Origin of the sequence: Pararhizobium sp. LjRoot235, from assembly GCF_964254145.1 — a bacterium.
Taxonomy (GTDB): Bacteria; Pseudomonadota; Alphaproteobacteria; order Rhizobiales; family Rhizobiaceae; genus Pararhizobium.
The window spans coordinates 1,384,102-1,408,698 of the sequence record NZ_CAXUSP020000001.1; the positions used below are offsets into that span (position 1 = coordinate 1,384,102).

Consider the following 24,597-nt stretch of genomic DNA (forward strand, 5'->3'; position numbering starts at 1 on the left):
TGCTGGATGGAGGGCGGCTCATTTGCATTTCTTCAGAGGCCCCCAGCGTGTCCCGTCCTTGAAAGCGATGGTGTAGTCCTTGCCGGTGCGCAGAATGTCGACGCTGTCGTCCGCCTCTCCGGTTTCGCCCTCAGCGCTGCAGGAAACTGTGGCGGCAAAGGATTTTCCGTTTTTCGTCACCGGACCTTTGAAGCTGCAATAAGATGCCGCCGTCGTGATGCCTTCGTCGGTCAGCAGAAAGAAGTCGTCGGAGCCGGTATATTCGCCGGTCTTGGCATAGGCGCAGCCGTCCTTGTTGCCATAGGCGCCGTCGAGGAAATTTTGGCTCGCAACGGCCGATCCGGCCGCCGCGACGATGGTCAGAAGCAACACAGCAATGCGAGTTGCGGCGCTCACCATCATACTCCGCTCGCCGGGATGCCGGTGCGCTGGACCTTGCGTGGCGCGGTGACTTCCTTCCAGGTCGACAGTGCCTTGCTGACGGCGGCAAAGGGTTCTCGGCTGACGAACTCGCCATGACCTTCCTGGGTCTTGACCGTCGACTCCTCGACTGCGACGACGCCGCGCGTCAAGGTGTAACGCGGCAGGCCGGTCACGTGCTTGCCCTCGAAGACATTGTAGTCGATCGCCGACTGCTGGGTGGCAGCCGAGATCGTCTTCGCGCGCTTCGGATCCCAGACGACGATATCGGCATCGGCTCCGATGAGAATCGCGCCTTTCCTCGGATACATGTTGAGGATCTTGGCGATATTGGTCGAGGTGACGGCGACGAACTCGTTCATGGTAATGCGGCCGGTCGCGACGCCATGGGTCCAGAGCATCGGCATGCGGTCTTCAAGGCCGCCGGTGCCGTTGGGGATCTTGGTGAAGTCGCCGATGCCGAAACGCTTCTGCGCGGTGGTGAAGGCGCAGTGGTCGGTCGCAACGACCTGCAACGAGCCGCTAGCAAGGCCGGCCCACAGACTGTCCTGATGTTGCTTGTTGCGGAAGGGCGGTGACATCACCCGGCGGGCGGCATGGTCCCAGTCGGGATTGGCATATTCGCTCTCATCCAGCGTCAGATGCTGGATCAGCGGTTCGCCATAGACGCGCATGCCCTTCTGGCGTGCGCGGCGGATGGCTTCATGCGCCTGTTCGCAGGAGGTGTGGACGATATAGACCGGGGCGCCTGCCATGTCGGCGATCATAATCGCCCGGTTGGTGGCCTCGCCTTCGACTTCGGCGGGCCGGGAATAGGCATGCGCCTCGGGTCCATTATTGCCGGCGGCGAGGAGCTTTGCCTGCATCTGGGCGACGACATCGCCGTTTTCGGCATGGACGAGCGGCAGGGCGCCGAGCGCTGCGCAGCGCTGGAAGGACGAGAACATCTCGTCGTCGTCCACCATCAGCGCACCCTTGTAGGCCATGAAATGCTTGAAGGTGTTGATGCCCTTGTCCTGGACGATGGTCTGCATTTCATTGAAGACCTGCTCGCTCCACCAGGTGATCGCCATATGGAAGGAATAGTCGCAATTGGCACGCGAGGTCTTGTTGTCCCACATGGTCAGCGCCTCGAGCAGCGACTGGCCGGGCGAGGGAAGCGCGAAGTCGACGACCATGGTCGTGCCGCCGGAGAGCGCTGCACGCGTGCCGCTTTCGAAATCGTCGGAGGAATAGGTGCCCATGAATGGCATTTCGAGATGGGTGTGCGGATCGATACCGCCGGGCATGACATAGCAGCCGGTCGCATCCAGCGTCTCATCGCCCGAGAGGTTCGGCCCGATCTCGACGATCTTGCCACCATCCACCTTGACGTCGGCCTTGTAGGTGAGGTCGGCGGTGACGATTGTTCCACCCTTGATGACTGTGCTCATTGTTCTTGTTCCCTCATTCCGTGTTCATGATGGTTTTGCCGATCAGTGAGGGCGAAAACCGGATGAAGTCGCATTGGGATGTTATCTCGGCGTTCAACACTGCGAGAATTGTATCGAGAACAGCGCGGCATTCCTGCAGCACTCGAGAATTTGTAACCATTCAGCAGTCGGTTTCGAATTTCACTCCAGAGCCGGTACTCAGCTTCCGTCTCTTTTTGCCGGAGTGTCCGGGCTTTTTGTGTGGCGCCGGGCCTTCTTTTGGAAATGGGATCTGATGCCCCGCTCATTTGAGGACCCCCTCATCCGGCCCTGCGGGCCACCTTCTCCCCGCTGGGGAGAAGAGGGAATTTGCCGTCACCACGATTTCCACATCAACGGGTTCAGAGGAAGTGGCGGTGCTATCGATAAACGGAGCCGCGCGCTTCCTCTTCTCCCCAGCGGGGAGAAGGTGGCCCGAAGGGCCGGATGAGGGGGGCGAAGCCACTAAAGCTTGCTCATCCTGAATTGCCTCCATAGCCTTACTCCACAATCCCCGCCGTCTCGACGACCGCATGAAACAACACATCACACCCGGCCGACGCCCATTCCTTCGAGATGTCCTCCGCCTCGTTGTGGCTGAGGCCGCCGACGCAGGGGCACATGACCATGGTGGCGGGCGCCACCTTGGCGGCCCAGCAGGCGTCGTGGCCGGCGCCGGAGATGAGGTTCATATGGCTGTAGCCGAGCTTTTCGGCGGCGGTGCGTACCGCTGCCACCAGCGTCGGGTCGAAGGTGACCGGCGCGAAATGGCCGATCGCCTCGATGGAACAGCCGACACCGAGCGGCTCCGTGATCTTTGGCGCCTCGGCCTCGATCCTGGCGCGCATGCGGTCGAGCTTGGCCTTGTCGGGCGAGCGGATGTCGACGGTGAAAACGACCTTGCCGGGCAGCACGTTGCGGGAGTTGGGCGAGAAGAACACCTGGCCGACACCGCCGACGGCACCCGGCTGGTTTTCCATCGCGACCGTCTGAACCATCTCCATGATCCGGGCCATGGCAAGGCCGGCATTGACGCGCATGTTCATCGGTGTTGAGCCAGTGTGCGCTTCGCGGCCGGTCAGGGTGAATTCCAGCCACCAGAGGCCCTGACAGTGGGTGACAACGCCGATGGTCTTTTCTTCAGCCTCCAGGATCGGACCCTGCTCGATGTGATATTCGAAATAGGCATGCATCTTGCGGGCGCCAACCTCTTCGTCCCCCTGCCAGCCGATGCGTTTCAGTTCGTCGCCAAAGGTCTTGCCGTCCGGGTCCTTGCGGTCATAGGCATATTCGAGCGTATGGACACCGGCAAAGACGCCGGAGGCGAGCATGGCGGGGGCAAAGCGCGCGCCTTCCTCGTTGGTCCAGTTGGTGACGACGATCGGGTGCTTCGTCTTGATGCCGAGATCGTTCATGGTGCGCACAACTTCGAGCGCACCGAGCACGCCAAGCACGCCGTCATATTTGCCGCCGGTCGGCTGCGTGTCGAGATGGGAGCCGACATAGACGGGCAGGGCGTCGGGATCGGTGCCGGGGCGGGTGGCAAACATCGTGCCCATCTTGTCGACGCCGATGGTCAGCCCCGCGTCCTCGCACCACGTCTTGAAGAGCTTGCGGCCTTCGCCGTCTTCGTCCGTCAGCGTCTGGCGGTTGTTGCCGCCGGCAATACCGGGGCCGATTTTCGCCATGTCCATCAGCGTTGACCAAAGACGGTCCGCATTGACGCGCATGTTCTCGCCCGGTGCTGCTACCATGGCGGCTCTCCTCATTTTTTGCGGGAGGCACGGTGTGTGCGCGTCCCCTTGTTCCCGTCGGTCGAATCGGGGCCATCTGGTTTTTTCGATTGCCCTGCGATCAGCCGTTGCGTTTGACTTTGAACTGACTGATAATTTGACCGGTTGGTAAAACATTACAACTTCCGTTGCCGCACTCAAGACGAAAAACGGAAAAAACGGAATTGCCGTCCGATTTTTTGAGGCAAGCGGTTTTCGGAGGTTTTCAGGCCGCGCGCACGCGGCGATTGGTGAGAAGACAGGGGGAAACATGGTACTTCCGAGGGCAGCCCGAACACAAAGGCGAACCCGCATCCAGGAGGAGAAGGAAGAACTGATTCTGGAGGCGGCGCTGGAGGTGTTCGCGACCCACGGCTTTCGCGGCAGCACGATCGATCAGATCGCCGATGTGGCGGGCATGTCGAAGCCGAACCTGCTCTATTATTTCCGCACCAAGGAAGCGATGCACCGGGCGCTGATCGACCGGGTTCTCGACAACTGGCTCGATCCGCTGCGTGAGTTCGACGCCGAGGGAAATCCGGTCTCCGAGATTTGCAGCTACATCCGCCGCAAGCTGGAGATGGCTCGCGATTTCCCGCGCGAAAGCCGGCTGTTTGCCAACGAAATTCTGCAGGGCGCACCGCATATCGAGGACGAACTGAAGGGGCCGTTGAAGGCGCTCGTGGACGAGAAGGCAGAAGTGATCCGGGCCTGGGCGAAGGCCGGCAAAATTGCCAAGTGCGATCCCTACCACCTGATCTTCGCCATCTGGTCGACAACGCAGCATTATGCCGATTTCGATGTTCAGGTGCGCGACGTGCTCGGGGAGGAGCGATCAGGCGAGGGACGATTCGAAGACGCAGCGCGGTTTCTGGAGCAGTTGTTCGTCAAGGGCTTGGAAATCAAGGACGGGAGCGCGTAACTGTCGCCAGCGTCATGGCAGTGGGTTTGGTCAGGCCGGCGTCTCCTTCAGGTGGTTCCCCGAAGCCATCATTACTTCGATCTCCGCCATGTTCTGGATGATCAGTGTTTCGAGCATACCCGCACGGCCACGAATGGAGATGTCGTAGCTTTCCCTGTCGTTGACCACGAGCCCGGCGTAGCGCACGACGTCGGCGGAAACGGCCAGCTGCGCGTCATATTCCTTGGCAAAGCCTTCCAGCCGGCTCGCGGCGTTGATGGTGTCGCCGACGGCGGTCAGCGAGGACGCCTTGCCATAGCCGATCTGGCCGATGATTGCCGAACCGGCGTGCATGCCCATCGCAATCCGCAGCGGTTTTTCCAGTTCGCTCATGAAATTCCGGTTGAGCAGATCGACACCCTTGGCAATGCGCACGGTTGCGTCCAGTGCCTGGGCGCAGGCCTCCTCGATCGTATTGCTCAGCCCGAATATCGCCAGCGCGCCGTCACCGATGAATTTGTCGATCACGCCGCCGGAGCCTTCGACGGCCTCACCGATGGTCTCGAAATACCGGTTGAGCAGGAAGACCGTATCGAATGGCAATTGCTTCTGGGCAAGCAGGGTGAAGTCGCGCAGGTCGCAGAAGAGGACCGCGATGCGGCGTTCGCGCCCGGCTGCCTGCTGCTCGCTCGGCTGGGCCTTCAGACCGATATTGTCGCCACCGAGAACGGGCGCGATCGACAGGCTGTGGTTCGGCCGCAGCTGGCAGGCGAGGCGAACATCGCCGGGCGCGCGGATACGCAGGAGTGTTGCCCTTTCTGCCTCGTTGGGCGGTGGCAGCCGATCCAATCCCTCCGTCACCCGCACGCGACAGGTCGAGCAGCGCCCACGCCCTCCGCAGATCGAGATATGCGGTATGCCCGCGGCACGGCTCGCCTCGAGCACGCTGAAGCCTTTCGCGACGGAGATGGCGCGGTCGGGGTAGGTGATCCGGACCTTTCCCCGCACCGGGATTGCACGCAGGATCAACGTTCCGCCAATCATCGCCAACAGGCCAGCAACGATGGAAAGCCGGATTTGTGCGATGATTTCGGGCGGGGTGCGGTTCGCCATGAACCATGCCCCGGACGGCAACCCGCCCTCCAGCGACCGCGCGGCAACGGCGAAGCCGAGCAGGGAGAGCAGTGGGACGAGGACTGCGCAGGAATAGAAAAACAGGAAGTAACGCGGATACCAGTTGCGGCCGCGCATCCAGAACCAGGCACCGAGGCAGCCATGCGACCAGGCGAGAATGAGCGCAAGCGATTGCCGTATCGCGGTCGGGGTGTTCGACCAGAGGATTGGCAACATCTCGTAGTAGCCGTTGCCATAACCCGTCAGCATCCATTCGACACGGGTAGCGACCACATGGCCAACGATGAGGAAGGGGAACGAAAGGCCGAAGATGATCTTCAGCGCTTCCCGAACCGGCATGCGCAGCGTCTGCCGGCGGTAGAGGCTTTCCAGCGCCAGCAGGAAATGCACGAGTAACGAGCCGTACAACAGCATCGTGCCGGGCCAGCTGCGCCATAAAAGATTGAAAACAAGGCGCATTCTCTCCATCGCCTCGACCGAGACAAGGCCAAGCGCGTGATTGGAAAAATGGGTGAGCAAGAACAATCCCAGGCAGGCACCGGTCAGCAGATGCAGCCTTTTGCGCGTTCTAGACGAGGTGACCTTCAAGCAAAAATCCGGAGTTGGCGGCGAAACGCCGCATGTTGTCATGGCCTCTTATCGACGAGTTCGCGGTACTGGGCAACGCACGTTTTGTGGACGCATCGTCGCAATTTCATGTCCAATCCGTTATCGCGACCTCGTCCAACGGACCGCAGTCGCCAGGAAATAGGCCGGGCGCCCGTGCTCGTCCTTCAGTTTCGCTCTCTAAAAATAATGATCCCGCTCGATGCCATCATAACGGGCCGGAGGCCAGACAGCAGTTCTTGAAACCGCCTCCTGATCTGCCAGGGATCTTTGCGGCCGAGTTTCTCGATCAGTTCGACGTTGCCGTGAACGAACCGGTTGCCGGTCTTGACCTTGGTTTCCGACTTGTGTCGCTCGGACGTGACCTCAAAAGCTCACGTCGGGGAAGGGCTTGCGTGACATGATCGCCTCCTGTCCTATCGCGCTACGACAGTTTGTGGCGGGCGCTTCCTAACAGGTTTGCGGTGTCAATCAACGGCAATCGGCCGCCTCGATGTCGAAGCGGCCGATCCGCATGCAAAACCCTTATTCCGCGGCCTGCCGGGCCATCGGATTGTTCGGGTGGGTCGTCCAGTTTGCATAGTTCGCATCGACCACCTTGCCGGTGCGCTCATCGAGCGTCCCCGGCTCGAGGCCGACCATGGTGATGCAGTCCTGTACGGGGCAGACGTTGACGCAGAGATTGCAGCCGACGCATTCATCTTCCATCACCTCGAAATGCCTGACGCCATCGACATACTGGGTGATCGCCTGATGCGAGGTATCCTCACAGGCGATGTGGCAGCGGCCGCACTTGATGCAGGCATCTTGGTCGATGCGGGCCTTGGCGACATAGTTGAGGTTGAGGTACTGCCAGTCCGAAACGTTCGGGACTGCGCGGCCGCAGATGTCATCAAGGCTGCGATGGCCCTTGGCATCCATCCAGTTGGAAAGACCGGTGATCATTTCCTGGACGATCTTGAAGCCGTAGGTCATGGCCGCGGTGCAGACCTGGACGTTGCCGGCGCCGAGAACCAGGAACTCGGCAGCGTCCCGCCACGTCGTGATGCCGCCGATGCCGGAGATCGGCAGGCCGTAGGTTTCCGGGTCGCGGGCGATCTCGGCCACCATGTTGAGGGCGATGGGCTTCACCGCCGGACCGCAATAGCCGCCGTGGCTACCCTTGCCGTCGATCGACGGTTCCGGCGAGAACGTGTCGAGATTGACCGAAGTGATCGAGTTGATCGTGTTGATCAGCGAGACGGCGTCGGTGCCGCCGGCCTTGGCGGCGCGAGCGGGCTTGCGGATATCGGTAATGTTCGGCGTCAGCTTGGTGATGACGGGCATGCGCGTATACTGCTTGCACCAGCGCGCGACCATCTCGATATATTCCGGCACCTGTCCGACCGCAGCCCCCATGCCGCGCTCCGACATGCCGTGCGGACAGCCGAAGTTGAGCTCGATGCCGTCGGCGCCGGTTTCTTCGACCAGCGGCAGGATTGCCTTCCAGGCATTTTCTTCGCAAGGCACCATGATCGAGGCGATCAGCGCCCGGTCCGGCCAGTTCATCTTCACCTGCTTCATTTCGCGCAGGTTCGTATAGAGGTCGCGATCAGTGATGAGCTCGATGTTGTTGAGGCCGAGAAGCCGGCGGTCGGCGCCCCAGATGGCGCCGTAACGCGGGCCGTTGACATTGACGACCGGCGGGCCTTCCTCGCCGAGCGTCTTCCAGACCACGCCGCCCCAGCCGGCCTTGAAGGCGCGCTCGACGTTATAGGCCTTGTCGGTCGGCGGCGCCGAGGCCAGCCAGAACGGGTTCGGGGATTTGATGCCGACGAAGTTATTGCGGAGATCAGCCATTGTTCATTCTCCCCTTCAAGCGACGGCGACGGCCGGCTGCGATGCAGCGGCAAGCACGCGGTTGATCGATTCGGCCGCATCGCGACCCATGGCCACGGCGGAGACCGTCAGGTCCTCGCCGCCGAGAACGCAGTCACCGCCGGCCCAGACGCGCTCGAGCGACGTGCGGCCCTCGTCGTCGACGACGATGCGGCCGGATTGCAGCGCGATGGCGCCGAGACCGTCGGCCTCGAAGGTCTGGCCGATCGCCTTCAGCACGTGGTCGGCAGTGATCGCGCCGGTTTCACCGGTGGTGACGAGACGTCCGTTCTCCAGAGCCGTGTAGTCGAGCTCGATGCCAGCCACCTTGCCTTCGCGGGTGAGAATGCGCTTCGGCTGCAGCCAGTGGCGGATGGTGACACCCTTGGAGGCCGCGAGATCCTGCTCGAATTCCGAGGCATTCATATGCTCCTTGCCGCGGCGATAGCAGACCGTCACTTCCTCTGCACCGAGCAGCTTTGCCTGCACGGCCGCATCGATTGCGGTCATGCCACCGCCGAGCACGACGACCCTGCGGCCGACTGCGATATCCGACTTGGTTTCGGATTGCCGGAGAGCCGCGATGAAATCGACCGCATCTTCGACGCCCGCGGCCGTTTCGCCCTCGGTACGCAACGCGTTGACGCCGGCAAGGCCGAGGCCGAGGAAAACGGCGTCATGTTCCGACAGCAGGTCGCTCAGCGAGAAGTCACGGCCCAGCATCTGGCGGTTGCGCACGTCGATGCCGCCGATGGACAGGACATAGTCGACTTCCTTCTGGGCAAAGCTGTCGACCGTCTTGTAGGTGGCAATGCCGTATTCGTTGAGGCCGCCGGCTTTTTCGCGGGCGTCGTAGATGACGACGTTGTGGCCCTTGACGGCAAGCCGATGGGCGCAGGCGAGGCCCGCCGGACCGGCGCCGATGATGGCGATCGATTTGCCTGTCGGCTCGGCGCGCGCGTAGAACTGCACGTTGTCGCGCATGGCGATATCGGTGGCATAGCGCTGCAGTCGGCCGATCTCCACCGGCCGGTGTTCGGCGGTGTTGCGGACGCAGGCCTGCTCGCAGAGCGTCTCGGTGGGACAGACGCGGGCGCACATGCCGCCGAGAATGTTCTGGTCGAAGATGGTGTTGGCCGACCCGATCGGGTTTCCAGTCGATATCTGCCGGATGAACAGCGGGATATCGATGGAGGTGGGACAGGCCGTCATGCAGGGCGCGTCGTAGCAGAAATAGCAGCGGTCGGAGGCGACCAGCGCTTCATGCTCGTCCAGCGGCGGATGCAGGTCGGAAAAATTCCTGTCATATTCGGCGAGCGACAGGCGTCCGCCCACTATTCCAGTTTCAGTCGTTCCCATTTTATGGCTCCCAAATGTCATGCCTTAGGATGATGAAACGGTAACACGCTTTATTTTTTTATCAAACGGTAAAAATTCAAAAAATGAAACCGCTGGAATCGCGGTGGCGCAAGGCTTTCAGCGTGCTTGCGATCACATGCCAGCGGTCGGTGTTTGACAGAAGGCAGGAAAAGATGTCAGCACCTTTTCAACGGAGTATAGGACTATGGCGCGCAGACCGGAAGCAAGCAACAGGCTCGACGACGCCGCGCGCGCCGGCTGGCTTTATTATGTCGCCGGGCGCACGCAAGATGAAATCGCGTCTGCGATGGGGATATCGCGGCAGTCGGCGCAGCGGCTGGTTTCGCTTGCCATGGCCGAGCGCCTGATCAAGGTTCGCCTCGATCATCCGATCGCCGCCTGTCTCGAACTTGGGCAGCGGCTCAAGGAAAAATATGATCTGCGGCATGTGGATATCGTGCCGAGCGATCCCGGATCGTCCTCCACGACGGTCGGCATTGCCGAGGCAGGTGCCGCCGAAATAGAGCGCTGGCTGAAATCCACCGATCCGATCATCCTTGCGATCGGTACGGGGCGCACGCTGAAGGCGGCGATCGACCAATTGCCGGCGATGGAATGTCCGCAGCACCGCATTGTCTCCTTGACCGGCAATATCGGTCCCGATGGTTCGGCTGCCTATTACAACGTCATCTTCTCGATGGCCGATGCCGTCAAGGCGCGGCATTTTCCGATGCCGCTGCCGGTTCTTGTCTCCTCGCCAGAGGAGCGGGCGGTGCTTCACAGTCAGGCACTCGTCAAATCGGCGTTGAAATTGGGCGCGGAGGCGGATGTCGCTTTCGTCGGCGTCGGCGAGTTGGGCGAGCGGGCGCCTTTGTGCGAAGACGGTTTTCTTGCCCGTGACGAAATGATGCGACTGATGGACGAGGGAGCCGCCGGAGAAATCTGCGGCTGGATGTTCGACCGCAACGGCCAGATGATGTCCGGCGGCATCAACAAGCGCGTTGCCAGCGTGCCTTTGCCACCACGCGATTCGGCGACCGTTATCGGTATCGCCAAAGGTCAGCGAAAACATCTGGCGCTGAGCGCTGCCCTCAAAGGGCGGGTGATCAACGGCCTCATCACGGACGAGGCAATGGCTGAGTTTTTGCTCACTCAGTGAGCTGGCGCCCATAAATAATCAATTAAAAATATCAATGGTTTGCCTCTTCGTTTCTGCAGTGCAGCAACGAATGCCAATTGACATTTTTTGTAAACGTGTGAGTAATTGCCCACGAGCAAGGCAAATGCTCACAACTCTTCTGGGAGGGAAGATATATGAACCTGAAAACATTTTTGCTGGGCACGTGCTCGGCAGTCGTCATCGCGGGTTTCGCCCAGGCGGAAAGCCTCACCATTGCCACGGTGAACAATGGCGACATGGTCCGCATGCAAGGGCTGACGGACGACTTCACCAAGAAAAACCCCGACATCCAGCTCGAGTGGGTCACCCTCGAGGAAAACGTGCTGCGCGAACGCGTCACCACGGATATCGCGACCAAGGGCGGACAGTACGACGTATTGACGATCGGCACCTATGAAGTGCCGATCTGGGCAAAGCAGGGCTGGCTCCTGCCGCTCGACAACCTCGGCGCCGATTACGACGTCGACGATCTGCTGCCGGCCATCCGCTCTGGTCTTACTGTGGACGGCAAACTCTATGCGGCTCCGTTCTACGGCGAAAGCTCGTTCATCATGTACCGCAAGGACCTGATGGAGAAGGCAGGGCTCACCATGCCCGATGCGCCGACCTGGGAATTCGTGGCCGATGCTGCCCGCAAGATGACCGACCGCGCGGCCGGCATCAATGGCATCTGCTTGCGTGGCAAGGCCGGTTGGGGCGAAAACATGGCGTTCCTGACCGCCACGTCCAATGCCTTCGGCGCCCGCTGGTTCGACGAGAACTGGAAGCCCCAGTTCGATCAGCCGGAGTGGAAGAACACGCTCGATTTCTACGTGAAGTTGATGAACGATGCTGGCCCACAGGGTGCATCCTCCAACGGCTTCAACGAGAACCTGGCGCTTTTCCAGCAGGGCAAGTGCGGCATGTGGATCGATGCGACCGTCGCAGCCTCCTTCGTGACCAACCCAACGGATTCGACCGTCGCCGACAAGGTCGGCTTTGCCCTGGCGCCCGACACCGGCCTCGGCAAGCGGGGCAACTGGCTGTGGGCGTGGTCGCTCGGCATTCCTGCCGGCACACAGAAGGCGGAAGCGGCCCAGAAGTTCGTGTCCTGGGCAACCAGCAAGCACTATCTCGATCTGGTTGCCGAGAAGGAAGGCTGGGCAAACGTTCCTCCGGGCACGCGCTCCTCGCTCTACGCCAACCCGGAGTACCAGAAGGCGGCTCCGTTCGCCAAAATGACGCTGGATTCGATCAATGCGGCTGACCCGACCAAGCCGACCGTGAAGCCGGTCCCTTACGTCGGTGTCCAGTTCGTCGCGATCCCGGAATTCCAGGGGCTCGGCACGACGGTCGGACAGCTCTTCTCGGCGGCCTTGGCCGGTCAGATGACTGTGGATGATGCGCTCGCGCAGGCACAGCAGGTAGCCACCCGCGAAATGACACGCGGCGGTTACATCAAATAGCGTTCCTTCCCAAGGACGGGCGACCCGGATTCGCGTCCGGGTCGTCAACTGGAACCTGACGTCATTCGTTGCTGTATCTCCATCGCCGTTGCGGCTGACGTCAGGATTTTTCGAGAAGAATACCAAGCAGGCCGGATTGCTGCCCTCCCGGCGGGGGGCGCCTGTACCGGAACGAGCGGGAGGGTTGTTTCTATGGCGACACAGAACACGCGGGCGCTTGCGCGCTTCATGATGGCCCCATCGGTCGGGCTGCTTCTGATCTGGATGATCGTGCCGCTGGCGATGACGCTGTGGTTCTCGTTCCAGAACTACAATCTGCTCAATCCAGCCAATGTCAGCTTCGCCGGGCTGTTCAACTACCAATATTTCTACACCGATCCCGCCTTTTTCCAGTCGATCTGGAACACGCTGGTCATCGTCGTCGGCGTGCTGCTGATCACCGTCATCGGCGGAGTTGCGATCGCGCTCCTGCTCGACCAGCCTATGCTGGGTCAGGGGATCGTACGCATCATGATCATCTCGCCGTTCTTCGTGATGCCGCCGGTGGCCGCCCTCGTCTGGAAGAACATGATCATGCATCCGGGCTACGGCGTGCTCGCCGATATGAGCCGTGCGGTCGGCCTGCAGCCGGTCGACTGGTTCGCGCAGTACCCGCTGCTTTCGATCATCATCATCGTCGCCTGGCAGTGGCTGCCGTTTGCGACGCTCATCCTTCTAACCGCCTTGCAATCGCTTGACGTCGAGCAGAAGGAGGCCGCGGAAATGGACGGCGCCAACTTCTTCAACCGCTTCATCTACCTGACCATCCCGCATCTGGCCCGGTCGATCACCGTCGTCATCCTGATCCAGACGATCTTCCTGCTCGGCATCTACGCGGAAATCCTCGTCACCACCAATGGCGGACCGGGTTACGCGTCCACGAACCTGCCGTTCCTGATCTACCGCACCGCTCTGCTCGGCTACGATGTCGGCGGTGCCTCGGCCGGCGGCATCATTGCAGTCATCCTCGCCAATATCGTCGCCTTCTTCCTGATGCGCGCCGTTGGCAAGAACCTCGACAGATAAGGGAGGCAGGACCATGGCCCGCGCAGTCTCGACAAGAAGAACCGTCGCTTTCACCATCGCCGCATGGATCGTCGCGCTGATCATCTTCTTCCCGATCCTCTATACGATCATCACCTCGTTCAAGTCGGAAACCGAGGCGATCCGGGGCTTCAGCCTGATCCCGTCGGGCACGGTCGAAAGCTATATCGACGTGCAGACGCAGAAGGATTACTTCAAGCCGTTCATGAACTCGGTGATCCTGTCGGTCGGCTCGACCCTGATTGCGTTGGTGATCTCTGTGCCGGCCGCATGGTCGATGGCGTTTTCGCCGACCAAAAGGACCAAGGACGTGCTGATGTGGATGCTTTCCACGAAGATGATGCCGGCCGTCGCCGTTCTCGTGCCGATCTACTTGATCTTCCGTGATTTCGGCCTGCTCGACAGCCGCATCGGCCTGACCGTCATGCTGACGATGATCAACCTGCCGATCGTGATCTGGATGCTCTACACCTACTTCCGCGAAATTCCGGGTGAGATCCTGGAGGCCGCGCGCATGGACGGCGCTTCGCTCTGGGGCGAGATCATCTATGTGCTGACGCCGATGGCGGTGCCCGGTATCGCATCGACGATGCTGCTCAACATCATCCTCGCCTGGAACGAAGCGTTCTGGACGATCCGTCTGACTGCAACCAACGCCGCACCGCTCACCGCCTTCATCGCCTCTTTCTCCAGCCCGCAAGGGCTGTTCTGGGCAAAGTTGTCGGCTGCCTCGACGCTGGCGATTGCCCCGATCCTGATCATGGGCTGGTTCAGCCAGAAGCAACTCGTCCGCGGCCTGACCTTCGGCGCGGTGAAATAACGACGAACGACGAAAAGACTCGTCACGGCAGAAAGACTGGGGAGAGACGCATGGGCAATATCACACTCAGGAAGGTCAACAAATCCTTCGGCGCGACGCAGGTCATTCCGGGCATTGACCTCACTATCGAGGATGGCGAATTCGTCGTCTTCGTCGGTCCCTCGGGTTGCGGAAAGTCGACGCTGCTGCGCCTGATCGCCGGTCTCGAAGACACGACCTCCGGCACGATCGAGATCGATGGCCGCGATCTGACCGGCGAGGCGCCGGCCAAGCGCGGCTTGGCCATGGTCTTCCAGTCCTATGCGCTCTATCCGCATATGTCGGTGCGCAACAACATCGCGTTTCCGTTGAAGATGGCCAAGCTCGAGAAGGCCGCGATCGACAAGAAGGTGACGGAGGCTGCGCGCATCCTCAACCTGACGAACTATCTCGACCGCCGTCCGGGGCAGCTTTCCGGCGGCCAGCGTCAGCGTGTCGCGATCGGCCGCGCCATCGTGCGCGAACCGTCGGCCTTCCTGTTCGACGAGCCGTTGTCCAATCTCGATGCTGCCCTGCGCGGAACGATGCGGCTTGAGATCAGCGAACTGCATCATCAGCTGCAGACGACGATGATCTACGTCACCCACGACCAGGTCGAGGCCATGACGATGGCCGACAAGATCGTGGTTCTCAATGCCGGCAATATCGAGCAGGTCGGGTCGCCGCTCGACCTCTACCATCGGCCGGACAATCTTTTCGTCGCCGGTTTCATAGGCTCGCCGCGCATGAACTTTGCGACCGGCGAATTCTCAAGGCCGTACAACGCCCATACCATCGGCGTCCGCCCGGAACACCTGCAGCTCTCGACACAGTCCGGCACATGGCGCGGTGTGGTCGGCGTCGCCGAACATCTCGGCTCGGATACCTTCCTGCATATCCATGTCGAGGGTATCGGCCTGGTAACGGCCCGCGTCGGCGGTGATTTCGGCGTCAACCATGGCGACCACGTCTTCCTGACCCCGGACGAGGGCCGCGTTCACCGTTTCAATGACAAGGGACTGGCAATTCGATGACACGTTTACAGGGAAAGAGCGCGCTGATCACCGGGTCGGCGCGTGGTATCGGCCGCGCTTTCGCGGAGGCTTACATCCGCGAGGGTGCGATCGTCGCCATCGCCGACATCAATTTGGATCGTGCGACGAAGACCGCGGATGAACTTGGCCCTTCGGCCTACGCGGTGGAAATGGATGTGACAAGCCAGGCTTCGATCGACGCGGCAATTGCCGCAGTTGTGGCGAAGGCCGGTGGCCTCGATATCCTCGTCAATAATGCCGCTTTGTTCGATCTCGCCCCGATCGTCGAGATCACCCGCGAAAGCTACGACAGGCTGTTTTCGATCAATGTCGCCGGAACGCTCTTCACGATGCAGGCCGCCGCGCGGCAGATGATCGCGCAGGGGCGCGGCGGCAAGATCATCAACATGGCAAGCCAGGCTGGGCGCCGTGGGGAGGCGCTTGTCGCCGTCTATTGCGCCACCAAGGCGGCGGTGATCAGTCTCACCCAGTCGGCGGGCCTGGCCCTGATCAAGCATGGTATCAACGTCAATGCGATCGCGCCCGGCGTCGTCGATGGCGAGCACTGGGAGGGCGTCGATGCATTGTTTGCCAAATACGAGAACCGGCCGCTCGGTGAAAAGAAGAGATTGGTCGGTGCCGAAGTTCCATTCGGACGCATGGGCACCGCCGAAGACCTGACGGGCATGGCGATCTTCCTCGCGTCTGCCGAAAGCAACTACGTCGTTTCGCAAACCTACAATGTCGATGGTGGCAACTGGATGAGCTGATCAGGGCTCGTCGAAAGGAATGAAGACATGACGACCAAACTTTCGCTCGCCAATCTCGACGCCATCAAGGAGACAGCCGCTGTTCCTGCCTATGACCGTTCAGAGCTGAAGGCGGGCATCGTCCATTTCGGCGTCGGCAACTTCCACCGCGCCCATCAGGCGATCTACCTCGATGATCTCTTCAATACCGGAAAGGATCTCGACTGGGCGATCGTGGGGGCAGGGGTTTTGCCATCCGACGAAGCAATGCGGGCAAAGCTTGCCGAACAGGATTTCCTGACCACCGTCGTCTCACAGGATAACGACAAGAGTGCCGCCCGTGTCACGGCGCCGATGATCGACTATCTGGCCCCCGGCAATGCTGCAGCGACGATCACGAAGCTCGCCGATCCCGCGATCCGGATCGTCTCGCTGACGATCACCGAGGGTGGCTATTTCATCGACCCGGCTTCCGGCATGTTCAATCCGAAACATCCGGCCATCGTTGCGGATGGCCGGACTCCCAACGATCCGAAAACGGTGTTCGGCCTGATCATCGCCGGCCTGAAAGCACGCAAGGAAAAGGGCATCGTTCCGTTCACCGTGATGTCCTGCGACAATATTCCGGGCAATGGCGAAGTCACGCACGCGGCTGTTTCGGGTCTCGCCCGCCTGTCCGATCCGACGTTCGCCGACTGGATCGACGCCAATGTCGCCTTCCCGAATGCCATGGTCGACCGCATCACGCCGGCGACTGGACCGCGGGAGGTCGGCATCGTCGCCGACGATTACGGTATTGAGGACAACTGGCCGGTGTTCTGTGAAGACTTCAAGCAATGGGTCCTGGAGGATCATTTTCCCGCGGGCCGCCCGGCGCTCGAAACCGTAGGCGTCCAGTTCGTGCCGGATGTTGCACCTTACGAGCATATGAAGATCCGCATCCTCAATGGCGGCCATGCGGCGATTGCCTATCCGGCGGCGCTTCTCGATATCCATTTCGTCCATGAAGCGATGGAGGACGAGACGGTCCGCGCCTTCCTGGCGAAGCTGGAGCACGACGAGATCATTCCGGTCATTCCGCCGGTGCCGAAGACCGACCTCAATGCCTATTTCAAACAGGTGGAGACGCGGCTGTTCAACCCGAAGATCGGCGACACCATTCCACGTCTGGCTCAGGACGGCTCCAATCGTCAGCCGAAATTCATCCTGCCGACGACGGCCGATCGGCTTCGGCGCGGCGAGGATGTTGTTGGCCTGTCGCTCGTGTCGGCGCTCTGGTGCCGTTACTTCGCCGGAACCTCCGACAGCGGTAAGGCAATCACCTTCAACGATGCGAGTGCCGACCGGCTTCATGCCGCTGCCATAAAAGCCAAGGACGATCCACAGGCCTTTCTTGCGCTTTCAGATATCTTCGGCGAGGTTGCGCAATCACCGCTGTTCCAGAAGCGGTTTATACATGCGCTGCGGACACTTTGGGACAAGGGCACGCGGGCGACGCTTCAGCTTTATCTCGACGAAAAACTTGGAGTATGACGTCATGACCCTCGAGGCCTCGCGTAACGTCGCGGCCGCACTGCGCCGCCGCCTTGGCGTGCAAGCGGTGGTTTGACGGATATGACCTTGCGCCATCCGCCCAAACTGGTGATCTTCGATTGTGACGGCGTACTGGTGGACAGCGAACCCTTGTCGATCGACGTGCTTGTGCGGGTGCTTCGCAAAGCTGGCGTCGATATGGACGCCGATGAGGCGACCGAGCGGTTTCTCGGCAAAAGCCTGAAGACGATGACGGATATTCTGCACGAGGACTATGGACTTGCGGTGGACGATCATTTTCTTGAACGGATGCGTCTCGATCTCTACCAGCGTTTCCGGCAGGAGTTGCAACCCGTGGCCGGCGTTGCGACCGCACTCGATCGGCTAGACATTCCGCGCTGTGTCGCCTCTTCCAGCCAGATGGAACGCATCCGGCTGTCGCTGACCATCACCGGGCTGATCGACAAACTCGAGCCCTATCTTTTCAGTTCCACGATGGTGGCGCGCGGCAAGCCCGCGCCTGATCTCTTCCTGCATGCTGCTGCGGAAATGGCCACGCTGCCCGAAAACTGCATCGTCGTGGAAGACAGTCCGGCCGGCATCGAGGCAGCCCAGGCTGCCGGAATGCGGGTATTCGCCTTTGCCGGCGCCTCACATGCGCGCTCCGAGCGGCATCTCGCCGCGCTCAAGCGACTTTCGCCTGACGTGCTGTTTGACGACATGCGGGAATTGATCCATTTTGTCCGTGAAGAACAAACGGACGGGAACGCAGTTTAATGCGCGATCTGATTGTTGCTGTCGATGTTGGAACCGGCAGTGCCCGTGCCGGCATTTTCGACAGGCGTGGAAAGCAGTTGGCTCGTGCCGACTATCCGATCGCGATGAACCGGCCCGAGGAAAATCACGCCGAGCACGATTCCGAAAATATCTGGGCTGCCGTCTGCATCGCCGTAAAAACTGCCCGCGCCAAGGCTGGTGCGTCCGCCGAAGCCGTCGCCGCCATTGGTTTCGATGCCACCTGCTCGCTGGTTGTACGCGACAGGAACGGCGCGCCTTTGTCCGTCAATCGCAAGGGCGATCCACGCTGGGACACGATCGTCTGGCTGGACCATCGCGCCTTGACGCAAGCCGACTTCTGCACGGCGACCGAACATCCGGTGCTCAATCATTCAGGCCGGGTCATGTCGCCGGAAATGGAAATGCCGAAGCTCATGTGGCTGAAGCAGAACCTGCCGCAACAATGGGAAAAGGCGGGATATTTTTTCGATCTGGCTGATTTCCTGTCCTGGCGGGCAACCGGCAATGCCGCACGTTCGCGCTGCACGCTGACAGCGAAATGGAACTATCTTCCCCACAAGACAAACGGCTGGCAGGACGAATTCCTGGAAAGGATCGGCCTTGAAGACCTGCGCGAGCGGGGTGGCCTGCCGGAGAAAACCCTGCCGGTCGGGCAATCGACCGGACACTTGACCGCTGCGGCTGCAGCCGAGCTCGGGCTCCATGAAAAATGCCAGGTGGCGACGGGGCTGATCGACGCCTATGCCGGTGCCATCGGCGTTCTCGGCGAATTTGCCGGCGAACCGGACAGACTGGAAAGGCAGCTCGCCCTGATTGCCGGTACCTCCAGCTGCATTGTCGCCTTTTCGAAAGACATGAAGCCGGGCTTCGGCATGTGGGGTCCCTATTTCGAGGTGGCGTTTCCTGACAGCTGGCTGATCGAAGGCGGGCAATCGGCGACGGGAGCGCTTCTCGATCATGTCGTGCGCAGTCATAGCGCCGGCGGCGAACCGGATGCGGAAATCCATGCACGGATCGTGTTGCGCATTCAGGAGCTGCGCGCCGTCCATGGTGCGGAGTTTGCCTCGCGCCTTCATGTGCTTCCGGATTTCCACGGCAACCGTTCGCCGCTCGCCGACCCGCATGCGCTCGGCGTCATCAGTGGCCTGACGCTCGACAGTTCATTCGATGCGCTGTGCCGGCTCTATTGGCGCACCTGCGTCGCCATTGCACTCGGAGTACGGCATATACTCGAGATGATGAAGCAGGCCGGCTACGAGCTGGATACACTGCATGTCACAGGCGGGCATGTGCGCAATCCGCTTTTGATGGAGCTTTATTCCGACGTGACGGGCTGCACGGTCGTCGTGCCTGAAACAAACGACGCGGTGCTGCTTGGCACCGCCATGGTTGCTGCGGTTGCTGGCGACCTCTATCCGGACCTGGGCGCCGCGGGACCTGCGATGTCGCCTGGCGGGCACGAACGTCATCCCAATCCGGCGCGGAGGGAGGTCTATGATCGCGACTTTCGCAAGTTTCTCAGCCTCTACAGACATCGGGCAGAGTTGGAAGCCCTTTGAAGGAGCATCCTGGCAGGCAATAATCTCCGGAAAAAAGAAACCGGCGCGGAACCTTTTGGCAGCGAGCCCGTTTATGCCCTGTCCGGATAGTGGTTCGCATCGCCCCCAATGCGAACACACCCCCAACAATGATCCGGCATCCAACTCACACGCCCCCTCGGTGAGTTGACGATATCAGCCAGTGTCTTCCCCGGACACTGGCTGTTCTTTTTGCAGGATCATCACTACAGGATCTGCCGCTTCCGCGGGGAGCAGTTTACTCCTCGACACGGGTAATGATTTCATATTCCCGCGACGGAATGGTCAGGTGATATTCGATGCGATCGGGTGCGGTCATGTACATGGCCTTGCCGCCGACGGCGATCGGCACGACGCGTTCCAGTACCGTGCGTGCGAACGTATGGTCGTCAGCCTCGCTCTGCAACGTTGATGCCGGTGGCAAGTGTTCGATCCAAGCCACTTCGATCGCCTTCTGATCGTCCAGCAGTGTTTCGAAACAGTCGATCGTCAGCGAATTGACACCGGCGGAAATCGCGCCGTAGGAGGCGGAATTGACGATCAGCTCATGCAGTGCAAGGCCGATGTGCAGCGCCGCATTCGGCGACAGATGCGCATCGATGCCTCGGACGGAAATCGGGTTTTCCGTCGCCGGCCAATAGGCGCTGAATTGCCGTTCCGTCAGGGCGAAGAGATAGGCGCCGCGCCAGCTGGAATCGGTCACGAGATCCTGCGAATAGGCGAGCGATTGAATGCGGCCGCGAAACTTGCTTAGAAAATAGTCGAGCGAAAGCGCCTGGCGCGCCGTCTGGGTGGCGATGCCCTGGATGATGGCCAGAAGGTTTTTCGAGCGATGGCTAAGCTCGCGCAGCAAGGTCTTGAGGACGCGTTCGCGGCGACGGGTCTCGGAGATATCGGTGATCACCGAAAGAATACCGGTCATGCCCACGGAATCGATGCGTTCGATGTCTATCCGATAGGTCAGAACGCCCGCCGGAGATGTGACATCGATTTCCGTCGAGGCAGGGCTGTTGCGGCTGGTGACGTCCCGCTTCAAGGCGGTCAAGCGGGCGCTTTGCTCCGATCCGAACACCTCCTCCTCCGCCTGCCGGCCAGTTGCCAGCGACTTGAGGACTGTAGGCAGGTTTCCCGAAAGGACAACACCGAGATCGTCAGATTGATAAAGATAGCCCAGACCGGACTTCTTCAAGACCAGAGCCATCAGGGCCGCATTTGGTTTGCCGCCGGTCCTGAGGGGGGCTGAACTGCCTGCATTGGCCACGCGATACGCCTTCCATTCTCCGACTGACCGCTTGCCCAGCTACAGCGTCAACGACAAAAGCGGCCCGGTCCGATCTGCTCTGCGATGCGAAACGGGCCGGTTAAAAACTAACGTGTTCACCGCGGGCGCCGAGGCGCTCCCCCTGTGTTTTCGGCAATGAGACCTGTTCGCCCCGAAGTTCCGGGCAAACGGGTCTCAGGCTGCGGCCTTGGTGGATTCGTTGAAGAACAGCGCCTGGCTGATCAACGCCTTGACCATGTCCGGGTTGAACGGCTTGGTGACCAGGAAGGTTGGCTCAGGCCGTTCGCCGGTCAACAGGCGTTCCGGGAATGCCGTGATGAAAATAACCGGAACGGACGCGTTCTTCAGGATGTCATTGACCGCATCGATGCCGGAGCTGCCGTCCGCGAGCTGGATATCCGCCAGCACCATGCTCGGCAGCGTCGCCTTGAACAGGGCCAGGGCTTCGTCCCGGGTGCGTGCAATGCCGGTAACCCTGTGGCCAAGGCTCTCGACCATCTGTTCGATGTCGATGGCAATCAGCGGCTCGTCCTCGATGATCATGATGTCGGTGGCGACCTGGCGGGAAATCTCTTCGGAGGCGCGCTCAAGCAACTCGTTCATGCCGCTCTCGGTCGTACCGAGAACTTCTGCCGCTTCGCCAACGTGGAACCCTTCGACGGATACGAGCAGAAAAGCCTGGCGTGCCAGCGGCGAGACGGAGGCGAGATTGATCGATGCTCGTTTCTCCCAGGCAAACGGCGAAACCGGCTCGGGGACCAAAACCGAGGAGGAGCCGAACAGCCTTGTATAAAGTTGAAACAGCGCGACCCTGTCACTGCTCGCTTCCGGGAAAATGGAGGCATCTGCGATCAGTGCTTCAAGAACAGCCGCGACATAGGCGTCACCCGACGTCTGCGACCCGGTCAATGCGCGAGAGTAACGGCGTAAATAGGGAAGAAACGGAGCGATCCGTGTGGAAAGTGACATATGTGAACTCCCTCAATCCGACCGAGGCGATGGCCGTGACAGGCGGAAAACGCCACCAGAAAAAAAAGGTTCCTTTGGCCGGAACTATTTTTTTCGCAATGCATTATGCTGCCAGTTGAACTCTGAAGGTATTTTGACTTTATGACCTACAAGATTGGGGCAGGGCGCGATGGGGTGGAGTCCGTGCGCGCCAATAATCCAAATGCACAGATTGCAAGCAAGCTCCGCGCGCTCTATCTTTCTGTACAGGAAGAAGCCATTCCGGACCGGTTCCTCGACCTGCTTGAGAAGCTCGACGCGGTCGAGCGCCAGTCGATGCCGGATGTGGCGGAATGAGTGGCGGCATGACCTCTGAGGAATCGAGTTTCAAGCGTGAGATGCTCGCGGCCCTTCCAAGTCTGCGTGCATTTGCAATGTCGTTGATCGGCCGGCACGACCGGGCCGACGATCTCGTTCAGGACACCATCATGAAGGCCTGGGCCAAACAGGACCACTTCGAGATGGGCACCAACATGAAGGCGTGGCTGTTCACCATCCTGCGCAACGAACTCTACAGCCAGATGCGCAAGCGCGGGCGCGAAGTGCAGGATAGCGACGGCTACTTCACCGAGACGCTGGCCCAGCATCCTGCGCAATATGGCTCGCTCGATCTTCAAGACTTCAAGCGGGCGCTGGAAAAGCTGCCGCCGGATCAGCGTGAGGCGATCATTCTGGTAGGTGCATCAGGCTTCTCCTATGAGGAGGCGGCGGAGATTTGCGGTTGTGCGCTTGGAACAATCAAAAGCCGCGTCAACCGCGCCCGCCAGCGCCTTCAGGATATTTTGCAGGTAACCGGCGAAAGCGAGTATGGGCCTGATGCGACATCGGCGCCCATCACATCGCGGGCCTTTGTTTCCTGACCGCAGACATTTCGCGTCCTCCGGTATACGTCTTCAGATTTGGCGGACGTGTCTTTCCGCAGGGCGCCGCGATGTGGCGGGCATGATTTGCGCCGGGGCTGGCGATCGTGCAGAAACAGTGCGGCGCCCTGCAAGGGAGGCGTCACGGGCTCACGTCAATGACGGCCGCCCGGGGGCTGGGTGTGGAAGGTCATGAACAAAAAGAATAGCGGCCTGGCGGCGGCGATGGCGGCCATTCTGACATCGCCGCAACGGCTTGAGGTCCTGCGTTCTGTCGCCCCGGACATGGCTGTGCCGGATGCCGATTTTCGCGAACTCGCCGAGATGGCCGCCGATCTTTCCGGCGCGTCGATTGCATTGGTAACGCTCGTCGACGCGCAGCATCAATGGTTCAAGGCAGCGGCTGGAACATGCGGGACGCAGGCGCTGGCTGCGGAATCGTTTTGCGTGCATACGATCGCTGGCCCCCTGGATGATGTGCTTGTCGTCGGCGACGCCTCGGCCGATCCTCGTTTTTCCAGTTTGCCGCAGGTGGCTGGTGCGCCCTTTTTGCGGTTTTATGCCGGCGTTCCGCTGGTTATCGACGAACAGCCGATCGGCTCGATATGCGTTTTCGATGTCAAGCCGCGTCACGATCTCGGGCCGCAGTTTCGGACACAAATGCGCCGTCTCGCGCGCGTTGCGGCCTCATTGTTTGAGCTGAAGCACGAAGCGTGCCAGCGGGCCCTCAAAGAGGCGGCGATTTCGCGCGAGGAGCAGCGCCACGCCATGGCGCTCGATGCGGCGAATGTCGGCAGCTGGCTATGGGATGTCCGCTCCGGCAGTGTCTCCTGCAATCCCGCGATGCTGCGCATGTTCGACATGCGACCGGCCGGGATTGTTCAGGCGAGAGACGTTTTTACGGCCATTCACCACGAAGACCGCAAGGCAACACTTTCGAAGCTGCGGTCCGCCATGGCACAGGACGAGGAATATGACGGCAGGTTTCGGGTCGCCGCCACCGGGCGATGGCTGCTTGGCCGTGGCCGCGTGCATGAGCGCGATGCCAGTGGCAAACCGACGCTTTTTCTCGGCATCAATATCGATGTGACGGAGGAACAAGTTTCGACGCAGCGCACCCGGTTGCTGCTGCGCGAACTCAATCACCGCGTCAAGAACACGCTGGCGATGCTGCAGTCGCTGGCCCGACAGACGTTGCGGCAAACCAGCGACCCGCAAGAATTCATGACGGCATTCGCCGGAAGGCTTCAGGCCATATCGGAAGCGCACGGGCTGTTGTCGGACCATGAATGGAGTGACATTCATCTTTCGGCTTTGCTAGCTAAACAGCTCGCACCGCATGTTCGCGACTACGGACGGCAACTCGAAATCCATAAGGATGAGATATTGCTCGGGCCGGACCAGGCGGTGGGCCTCGGGCTGGTTCTGCACGAACTGGCGACCAATGCCGCAAAATACGGCTCTTTGTCGGTTCCGAACGGCAAGGTCGTGGTAACTGCGCGCGGGGTTGACGAGGACGGCCGCCGTGTCTTGCATATGACATGGACAGAGGTAGGCGGGCCGCGCGTCAGCGAGCCGGCCAAGCGTGGCTTCGGCTCGATCCTGATCGAGCGTAGCCTCGGCAAGGTGATGGGCAGTTCGGCGAAGGTCGAATACCTGCCTGCAGGATTGACGGCTATCGTCAGGCTTCCCCTCTGAGCTGTGCTGAAA

General features: G+C 60.7%; 22 protein-coding genes. 13 read left to right on the forward strand and 9 right to left on the reverse strand.

Features of this window, described 5'->3' with window-relative positions; genetic code table 11:
- Positions 1 to 18 precede the first annotated feature (18 nt).
- The 4 genes from ACSQ2Z_RS06585 to ACSQ2Z_RS06600 form a co-directional block, all read right to left on the reverse strand.
- A complete protein-coding gene (locus ACSQ2Z_RS06585; RefSeq protein WP_436080450.1) occupies positions 19 to 396 on the reverse strand; it encodes a hypothetical protein in 378 nt (125 codons plus the stop codon).
- Between the two features lie 2 nt (positions 397 to 398).
- Positions 399 to 1,853, reverse strand: coding sequence for a dihydropyrimidinase (gene hydA / locus ACSQ2Z_RS06590; protein WP_436080451.1), 1,455 nt, complete (start codon positions 1,851 to 1,853; stop codon positions 399 to 401).
- Positions 1,850 to 2,140 carry a DUF559 domain-containing protein gene (locus tag ACSQ2Z_RS06595; RefSeq protein ID WP_436080452.1) on the reverse strand — a complete coding sequence of 97 codons (291 nt, stop codon included), beginning with the start codon at positions 2,138 to 2,140 and terminating at the stop codon, positions 1,850 to 1,852. The genes hydA and ACSQ2Z_RS06595 overlap by 4 nt, the downstream gene beginning before the upstream one ends.
- A 231-nt stretch (positions 2,141 to 2,371) precedes the next feature.
- Positions 2,372 to 3,625, reverse strand: coding sequence for a Zn-dependent hydrolase (locus tag ACSQ2Z_RS06600; RefSeq protein WP_436080453.1), 1,254 nt, complete (start codon positions 3,623 to 3,625; stop codon positions 2,372 to 2,374).
- 289 nt (positions 3,626 to 3,914) lie between these two features.
- Between ACSQ2Z_RS06600 and ACSQ2Z_RS06605 the strand changes: the two genes are divergently transcribed.
- Positions 3,915 to 4,565 (forward strand): TetR family transcriptional regulator C-terminal domain-containing protein, encoded by a 651-nt coding sequence (locus tag ACSQ2Z_RS06605; protein WP_436080454.1) that lies wholly within the window; start codon positions 3,915 to 3,917, stop codon positions 4,563 to 4,565.
- A 30-nt stretch (positions 4,566 to 4,595) separates the two neighbouring features.
- Here ACSQ2Z_RS06605 and ACSQ2Z_RS06610 read toward each other — a convergent pair whose 3' ends face one another.
- From ACSQ2Z_RS06610 to ACSQ2Z_RS06620, 3 genes are all read right to left on the reverse strand, one after another.
- Positions 4,596 to 6,266, reverse strand: coding sequence for an adenylate/guanylate cyclase domain-containing protein (locus ACSQ2Z_RS06610; RefSeq protein ID WP_436080455.1), 1,671 nt, complete (start codon positions 6,264 to 6,266; stop codon positions 4,596 to 4,598).
- 543 nt (positions 6,267 to 6,809) lie between these two features.
- Positions 6,810 to 8,123, reverse strand: a complete 1,314-nt coding sequence (preA, locus tag ACSQ2Z_RS06615) for an NAD-dependent dihydropyrimidine dehydrogenase subunit PreA (RefSeq protein ID WP_436080456.1) — start codon at positions 8,121 to 8,123, stop codon at positions 6,810 to 6,812.
- 15 nt (positions 8,124 to 8,138) lie between these two features.
- Positions 8,139 to 9,500, reverse strand: a complete 1,362-nt coding sequence (locus tag ACSQ2Z_RS06620; RefSeq protein ID WP_436080457.1) for an NAD(P)-dependent oxidoreductase — start codon at positions 9,498 to 9,500, stop codon at positions 8,139 to 8,141.
- A gap of 205 nt (positions 9,501 to 9,705) precedes the next feature.
- On the opposite strand from ACSQ2Z_RS06620, the gene ACSQ2Z_RS06625 reads away from it, so the two are divergent.
- The 9 genes from ACSQ2Z_RS06625 to ACSQ2Z_RS06665 all read left to right on the forward strand — a co-directional run bounded on the left by ACSQ2Z_RS06625 (position 9,706) and on the right by ACSQ2Z_RS06665 (position 19,719).
- Complete coding sequence (locus ACSQ2Z_RS06625; RefSeq protein WP_436080458.1) at positions 9,706 to 10,659, forward strand: sugar-binding transcriptional regulator; 954 nt, start codon at positions 9,706 to 9,708, stop codon at positions 10,657 to 10,659.
- Positions 10,660 to 10,814: 155 nt separating this feature from the next.
- Complete coding sequence (locus tag ACSQ2Z_RS06630) at positions 10,815 to 12,125, forward strand: ABC transporter substrate-binding protein (RefSeq protein WP_436080459.1); 1,311 nt, start codon at positions 10,815 to 10,817, stop codon at positions 12,123 to 12,125.
- A 192-nt stretch (positions 12,126 to 12,317) separates the two neighbouring features.
- On the forward strand, positions 12,318 to 13,190 hold the full coding sequence (locus ACSQ2Z_RS06635; protein ID WP_436080460.1) for a carbohydrate ABC transporter permease: 873 nt from the start codon (positions 12,318 to 12,320) through the stop codon (positions 13,188 to 13,190).
- A gap of 13 nt (positions 13,191 to 13,203) precedes the next feature.
- Positions 13,204 to 14,028: a carbohydrate ABC transporter permease gene (locus tag ACSQ2Z_RS06640; protein ID WP_436080461.1), complete on the forward strand. Its 825-nt coding sequence runs from the start codon at positions 13,204 to 13,206 to the stop codon at positions 14,026 to 14,028.
- 50 nt (positions 14,029 to 14,078) lie between these two features.
- On the forward strand, positions 14,079 to 15,080 hold the full coding sequence (locus ACSQ2Z_RS06645) for an ABC transporter ATP-binding protein (RefSeq protein WP_436080462.1): 1,002 nt from the start codon (positions 14,079 to 14,081) through the stop codon (positions 15,078 to 15,080).
- Complete coding sequence (locus ACSQ2Z_RS06650) at positions 15,077 to 15,850, forward strand: L-iditol 2-dehydrogenase (RefSeq protein ID WP_436080463.1); 774 nt, start codon at positions 15,077 to 15,079, stop codon at positions 15,848 to 15,850. Before ACSQ2Z_RS06645 ends, ACSQ2Z_RS06650 begins: the two co-directional genes overlap by 4 nt.
- A 27-nt stretch (positions 15,851 to 15,877) precedes the next feature.
- Positions 15,878 to 17,362: a mannitol dehydrogenase family protein gene (locus tag ACSQ2Z_RS06655; protein ID WP_436080464.1), complete on the forward strand. Its 1,485-nt coding sequence runs from the start codon at positions 15,878 to 15,880 to the stop codon at positions 17,360 to 17,362.
- Positions 17,363 to 17,443: 81 nt separating this feature from the next.
- Positions 17,444 to 18,139, forward strand: coding sequence for an HAD family hydrolase (locus tag ACSQ2Z_RS06660; RefSeq protein ID WP_436080465.1), 696 nt, complete (start codon positions 17,444 to 17,446; stop codon positions 18,137 to 18,139).
- The gene (locus ACSQ2Z_RS06665) at positions 18,139 to 19,719 is read left to right on the forward strand and encodes an FGGY-family carbohydrate kinase (RefSeq protein ID WP_436080466.1); all 1,581 of its coding nucleotides are present in this window, start codon (positions 18,139 to 18,141) and stop codon (positions 19,717 to 19,719) included. The genes ACSQ2Z_RS06660 and ACSQ2Z_RS06665 overlap by 1 nt, the downstream gene beginning before the upstream one ends.
- Before the next feature lie 256 nt (positions 19,720 to 19,975).
- Here ACSQ2Z_RS06665 and ACSQ2Z_RS06670 read toward each other — a convergent pair whose 3' ends face one another.
- Positions 19,976 to 20,938, reverse strand: a complete 963-nt coding sequence (locus ACSQ2Z_RS06670) for a sensor histidine kinase (RefSeq protein WP_436083006.1) — start codon at positions 20,936 to 20,938, stop codon at positions 19,976 to 19,978.
- A 255-nt stretch (positions 20,939 to 21,193) separates the two neighbouring features.
- On the reverse strand, positions 21,194 to 21,988 hold the full coding sequence (locus ACSQ2Z_RS06675; protein ID WP_436080467.1) for a response regulator: 795 nt from the start codon (positions 21,986 to 21,988) through the stop codon (positions 21,194 to 21,196).
- 141 nt (positions 21,989 to 22,129) lie between these two features.
- On the opposite strand from ACSQ2Z_RS06675, the gene ACSQ2Z_RS06680 reads away from it, so the two are divergent.
- The 3 genes from ACSQ2Z_RS06680 to ACSQ2Z_RS06690 all read left to right on the forward strand — a co-directional run bounded on the left by ACSQ2Z_RS06680 (position 22,130) and on the right by ACSQ2Z_RS06690 (position 24,585).
- Positions 22,130 to 22,324 (forward strand): NepR family anti-sigma factor, encoded by a 195-nt coding sequence (locus ACSQ2Z_RS06680; RefSeq protein WP_436080468.1) that lies wholly within the window; start codon positions 22,130 to 22,132, stop codon positions 22,322 to 22,324.
- An 8-nt stretch (positions 22,325 to 22,332) separates the two neighbouring features.
- A complete protein-coding gene (locus tag ACSQ2Z_RS06685; protein ID WP_113006978.1) occupies positions 22,333 to 22,887 on the forward strand; it encodes an RNA polymerase sigma factor in 555 nt (184 codons plus the stop codon).
- A 192-nt stretch (positions 22,888 to 23,079) separates the two neighbouring features.
- Positions 23,080 to 24,585 (forward strand): sensor histidine kinase, encoded by a 1,506-nt coding sequence (locus tag ACSQ2Z_RS06690; protein WP_436080469.1) that lies wholly within the window; start codon positions 23,080 to 23,082, stop codon positions 24,583 to 24,585.
- The last annotated feature ends 12 nt before the right edge of the window (positions 24,586 to 24,597 follow it).

Bases quoted from the DNA above. Each gene is read 5' to 3' on its own strand.
- hydA (WP_436080451.1), bottom strand. From the start codon at position 1,853: ATGAGCACAGTCATCAAGGGTGGAACAATCGTCACCGCCGACCTCACC.
- ACSQ2Z_RS06595 (WP_436080452.1), bottom strand. From the start codon at position 2,140: ATGAGCGGGGCATCAGATCCCATTTCCAAAAGAAGGCCCGGCGCCACA.
- ACSQ2Z_RS06600 (WP_436080453.1), bottom strand. From the start codon at position 3,625: ATGGTAGCAGCACCGGGCGAGAACATGCGCGTCAATGCGGACCGTCTT.
- ACSQ2Z_RS06605 (WP_436080454.1), top strand. From the start codon at position 3,915: ATGGTACTTCCGAGGGCAGCCCGAACACAAAGGCGAACCCGCATCCAG.
- preA (WP_436080456.1), bottom strand. From the start codon at position 8,123: ATGGCTGATCTCCGCAATAACTTCGTCGGCATCAAATCCCCGAACCCG.
- ACSQ2Z_RS06620 (WP_436080457.1), bottom strand. From the start codon at position 9,500: ATGGGAACGACTGAAACTGGAATAGTGGGCGGACGCCTGTCGCTCGCC.
- ACSQ2Z_RS06625 (WP_436080458.1), top strand. From the start codon at position 9,706: ATGGCGCGCAGACCGGAAGCAAGCAACAGGCTCGACGACGCCGCGCGC.
- ACSQ2Z_RS06630 (WP_436080459.1), top strand. From the start codon at position 10,815: ATGAACCTGAAAACATTTTTGCTGGGCACGTGCTCGGCAGTCGTCATC.
- ACSQ2Z_RS06635 (WP_436080460.1), top strand. From the start codon at position 12,318: ATGGCGACACAGAACACGCGGGCGCTTGCGCGCTTCATGATGGCCCCA.
- ACSQ2Z_RS06640 (WP_436080461.1), top strand. From the start codon at position 13,204: ATGGCCCGCGCAGTCTCGACAAGAAGAACCGTCGCTTTCACCATCGCC.
- ACSQ2Z_RS06645 (WP_436080462.1), top strand. From the start codon at position 14,079: ATGGGCAATATCACACTCAGGAAGGTCAACAAATCCTTCGGCGCGACG.
- ACSQ2Z_RS06650 (WP_436080463.1), top strand. From the start codon at position 15,077: ATGACACGTTTACAGGGAAAGAGCGCGCTGATCACCGGGTCGGCGCGT.
- ACSQ2Z_RS06655 (WP_436080464.1), top strand. From the start codon at position 15,878: ATGACGACCAAACTTTCGCTCGCCAATCTCGACGCCATCAAGGAGACA.
- ACSQ2Z_RS06660 (WP_436080465.1), top strand. From the start codon at position 17,444: ATGACCTTGCGCCATCCGCCCAAACTGGTGATCTTCGATTGTGACGGC.
- ACSQ2Z_RS06665 (WP_436080466.1), top strand. From the start codon at position 18,139: ATGCGCGATCTGATTGTTGCTGTCGATGTTGGAACCGGCAGTGCCCGT.
- ACSQ2Z_RS06670 (WP_436083006.1), bottom strand. From the start codon at position 20,938: ATGGCTCTGGTCTTGAAGAAGTCCGGTCTGGGCTATCTTTATCAATCT.
- ACSQ2Z_RS06675 (WP_436080467.1), bottom strand. From the start codon at position 21,988: ATGTCACTTTCCACACGGATCGCTCCGTTTCTTCCCTATTTACGCCGT.
- ACSQ2Z_RS06680 (WP_436080468.1), top strand. From the start codon at position 22,130: ATGACCTACAAGATTGGGGCAGGGCGCGATGGGGTGGAGTCCGTGCGC.
- ACSQ2Z_RS06685 (WP_113006978.1), top strand. From the start codon at position 22,333: ATGACCTCTGAGGAATCGAGTTTCAAGCGTGAGATGCTCGCGGCCCTT.
- ACSQ2Z_RS06690 (WP_436080469.1), top strand. From the start codon at position 23,080: ATGAACAAAAAGAATAGCGGCCTGGCGGCGGCGATGGCGGCCATTCTG.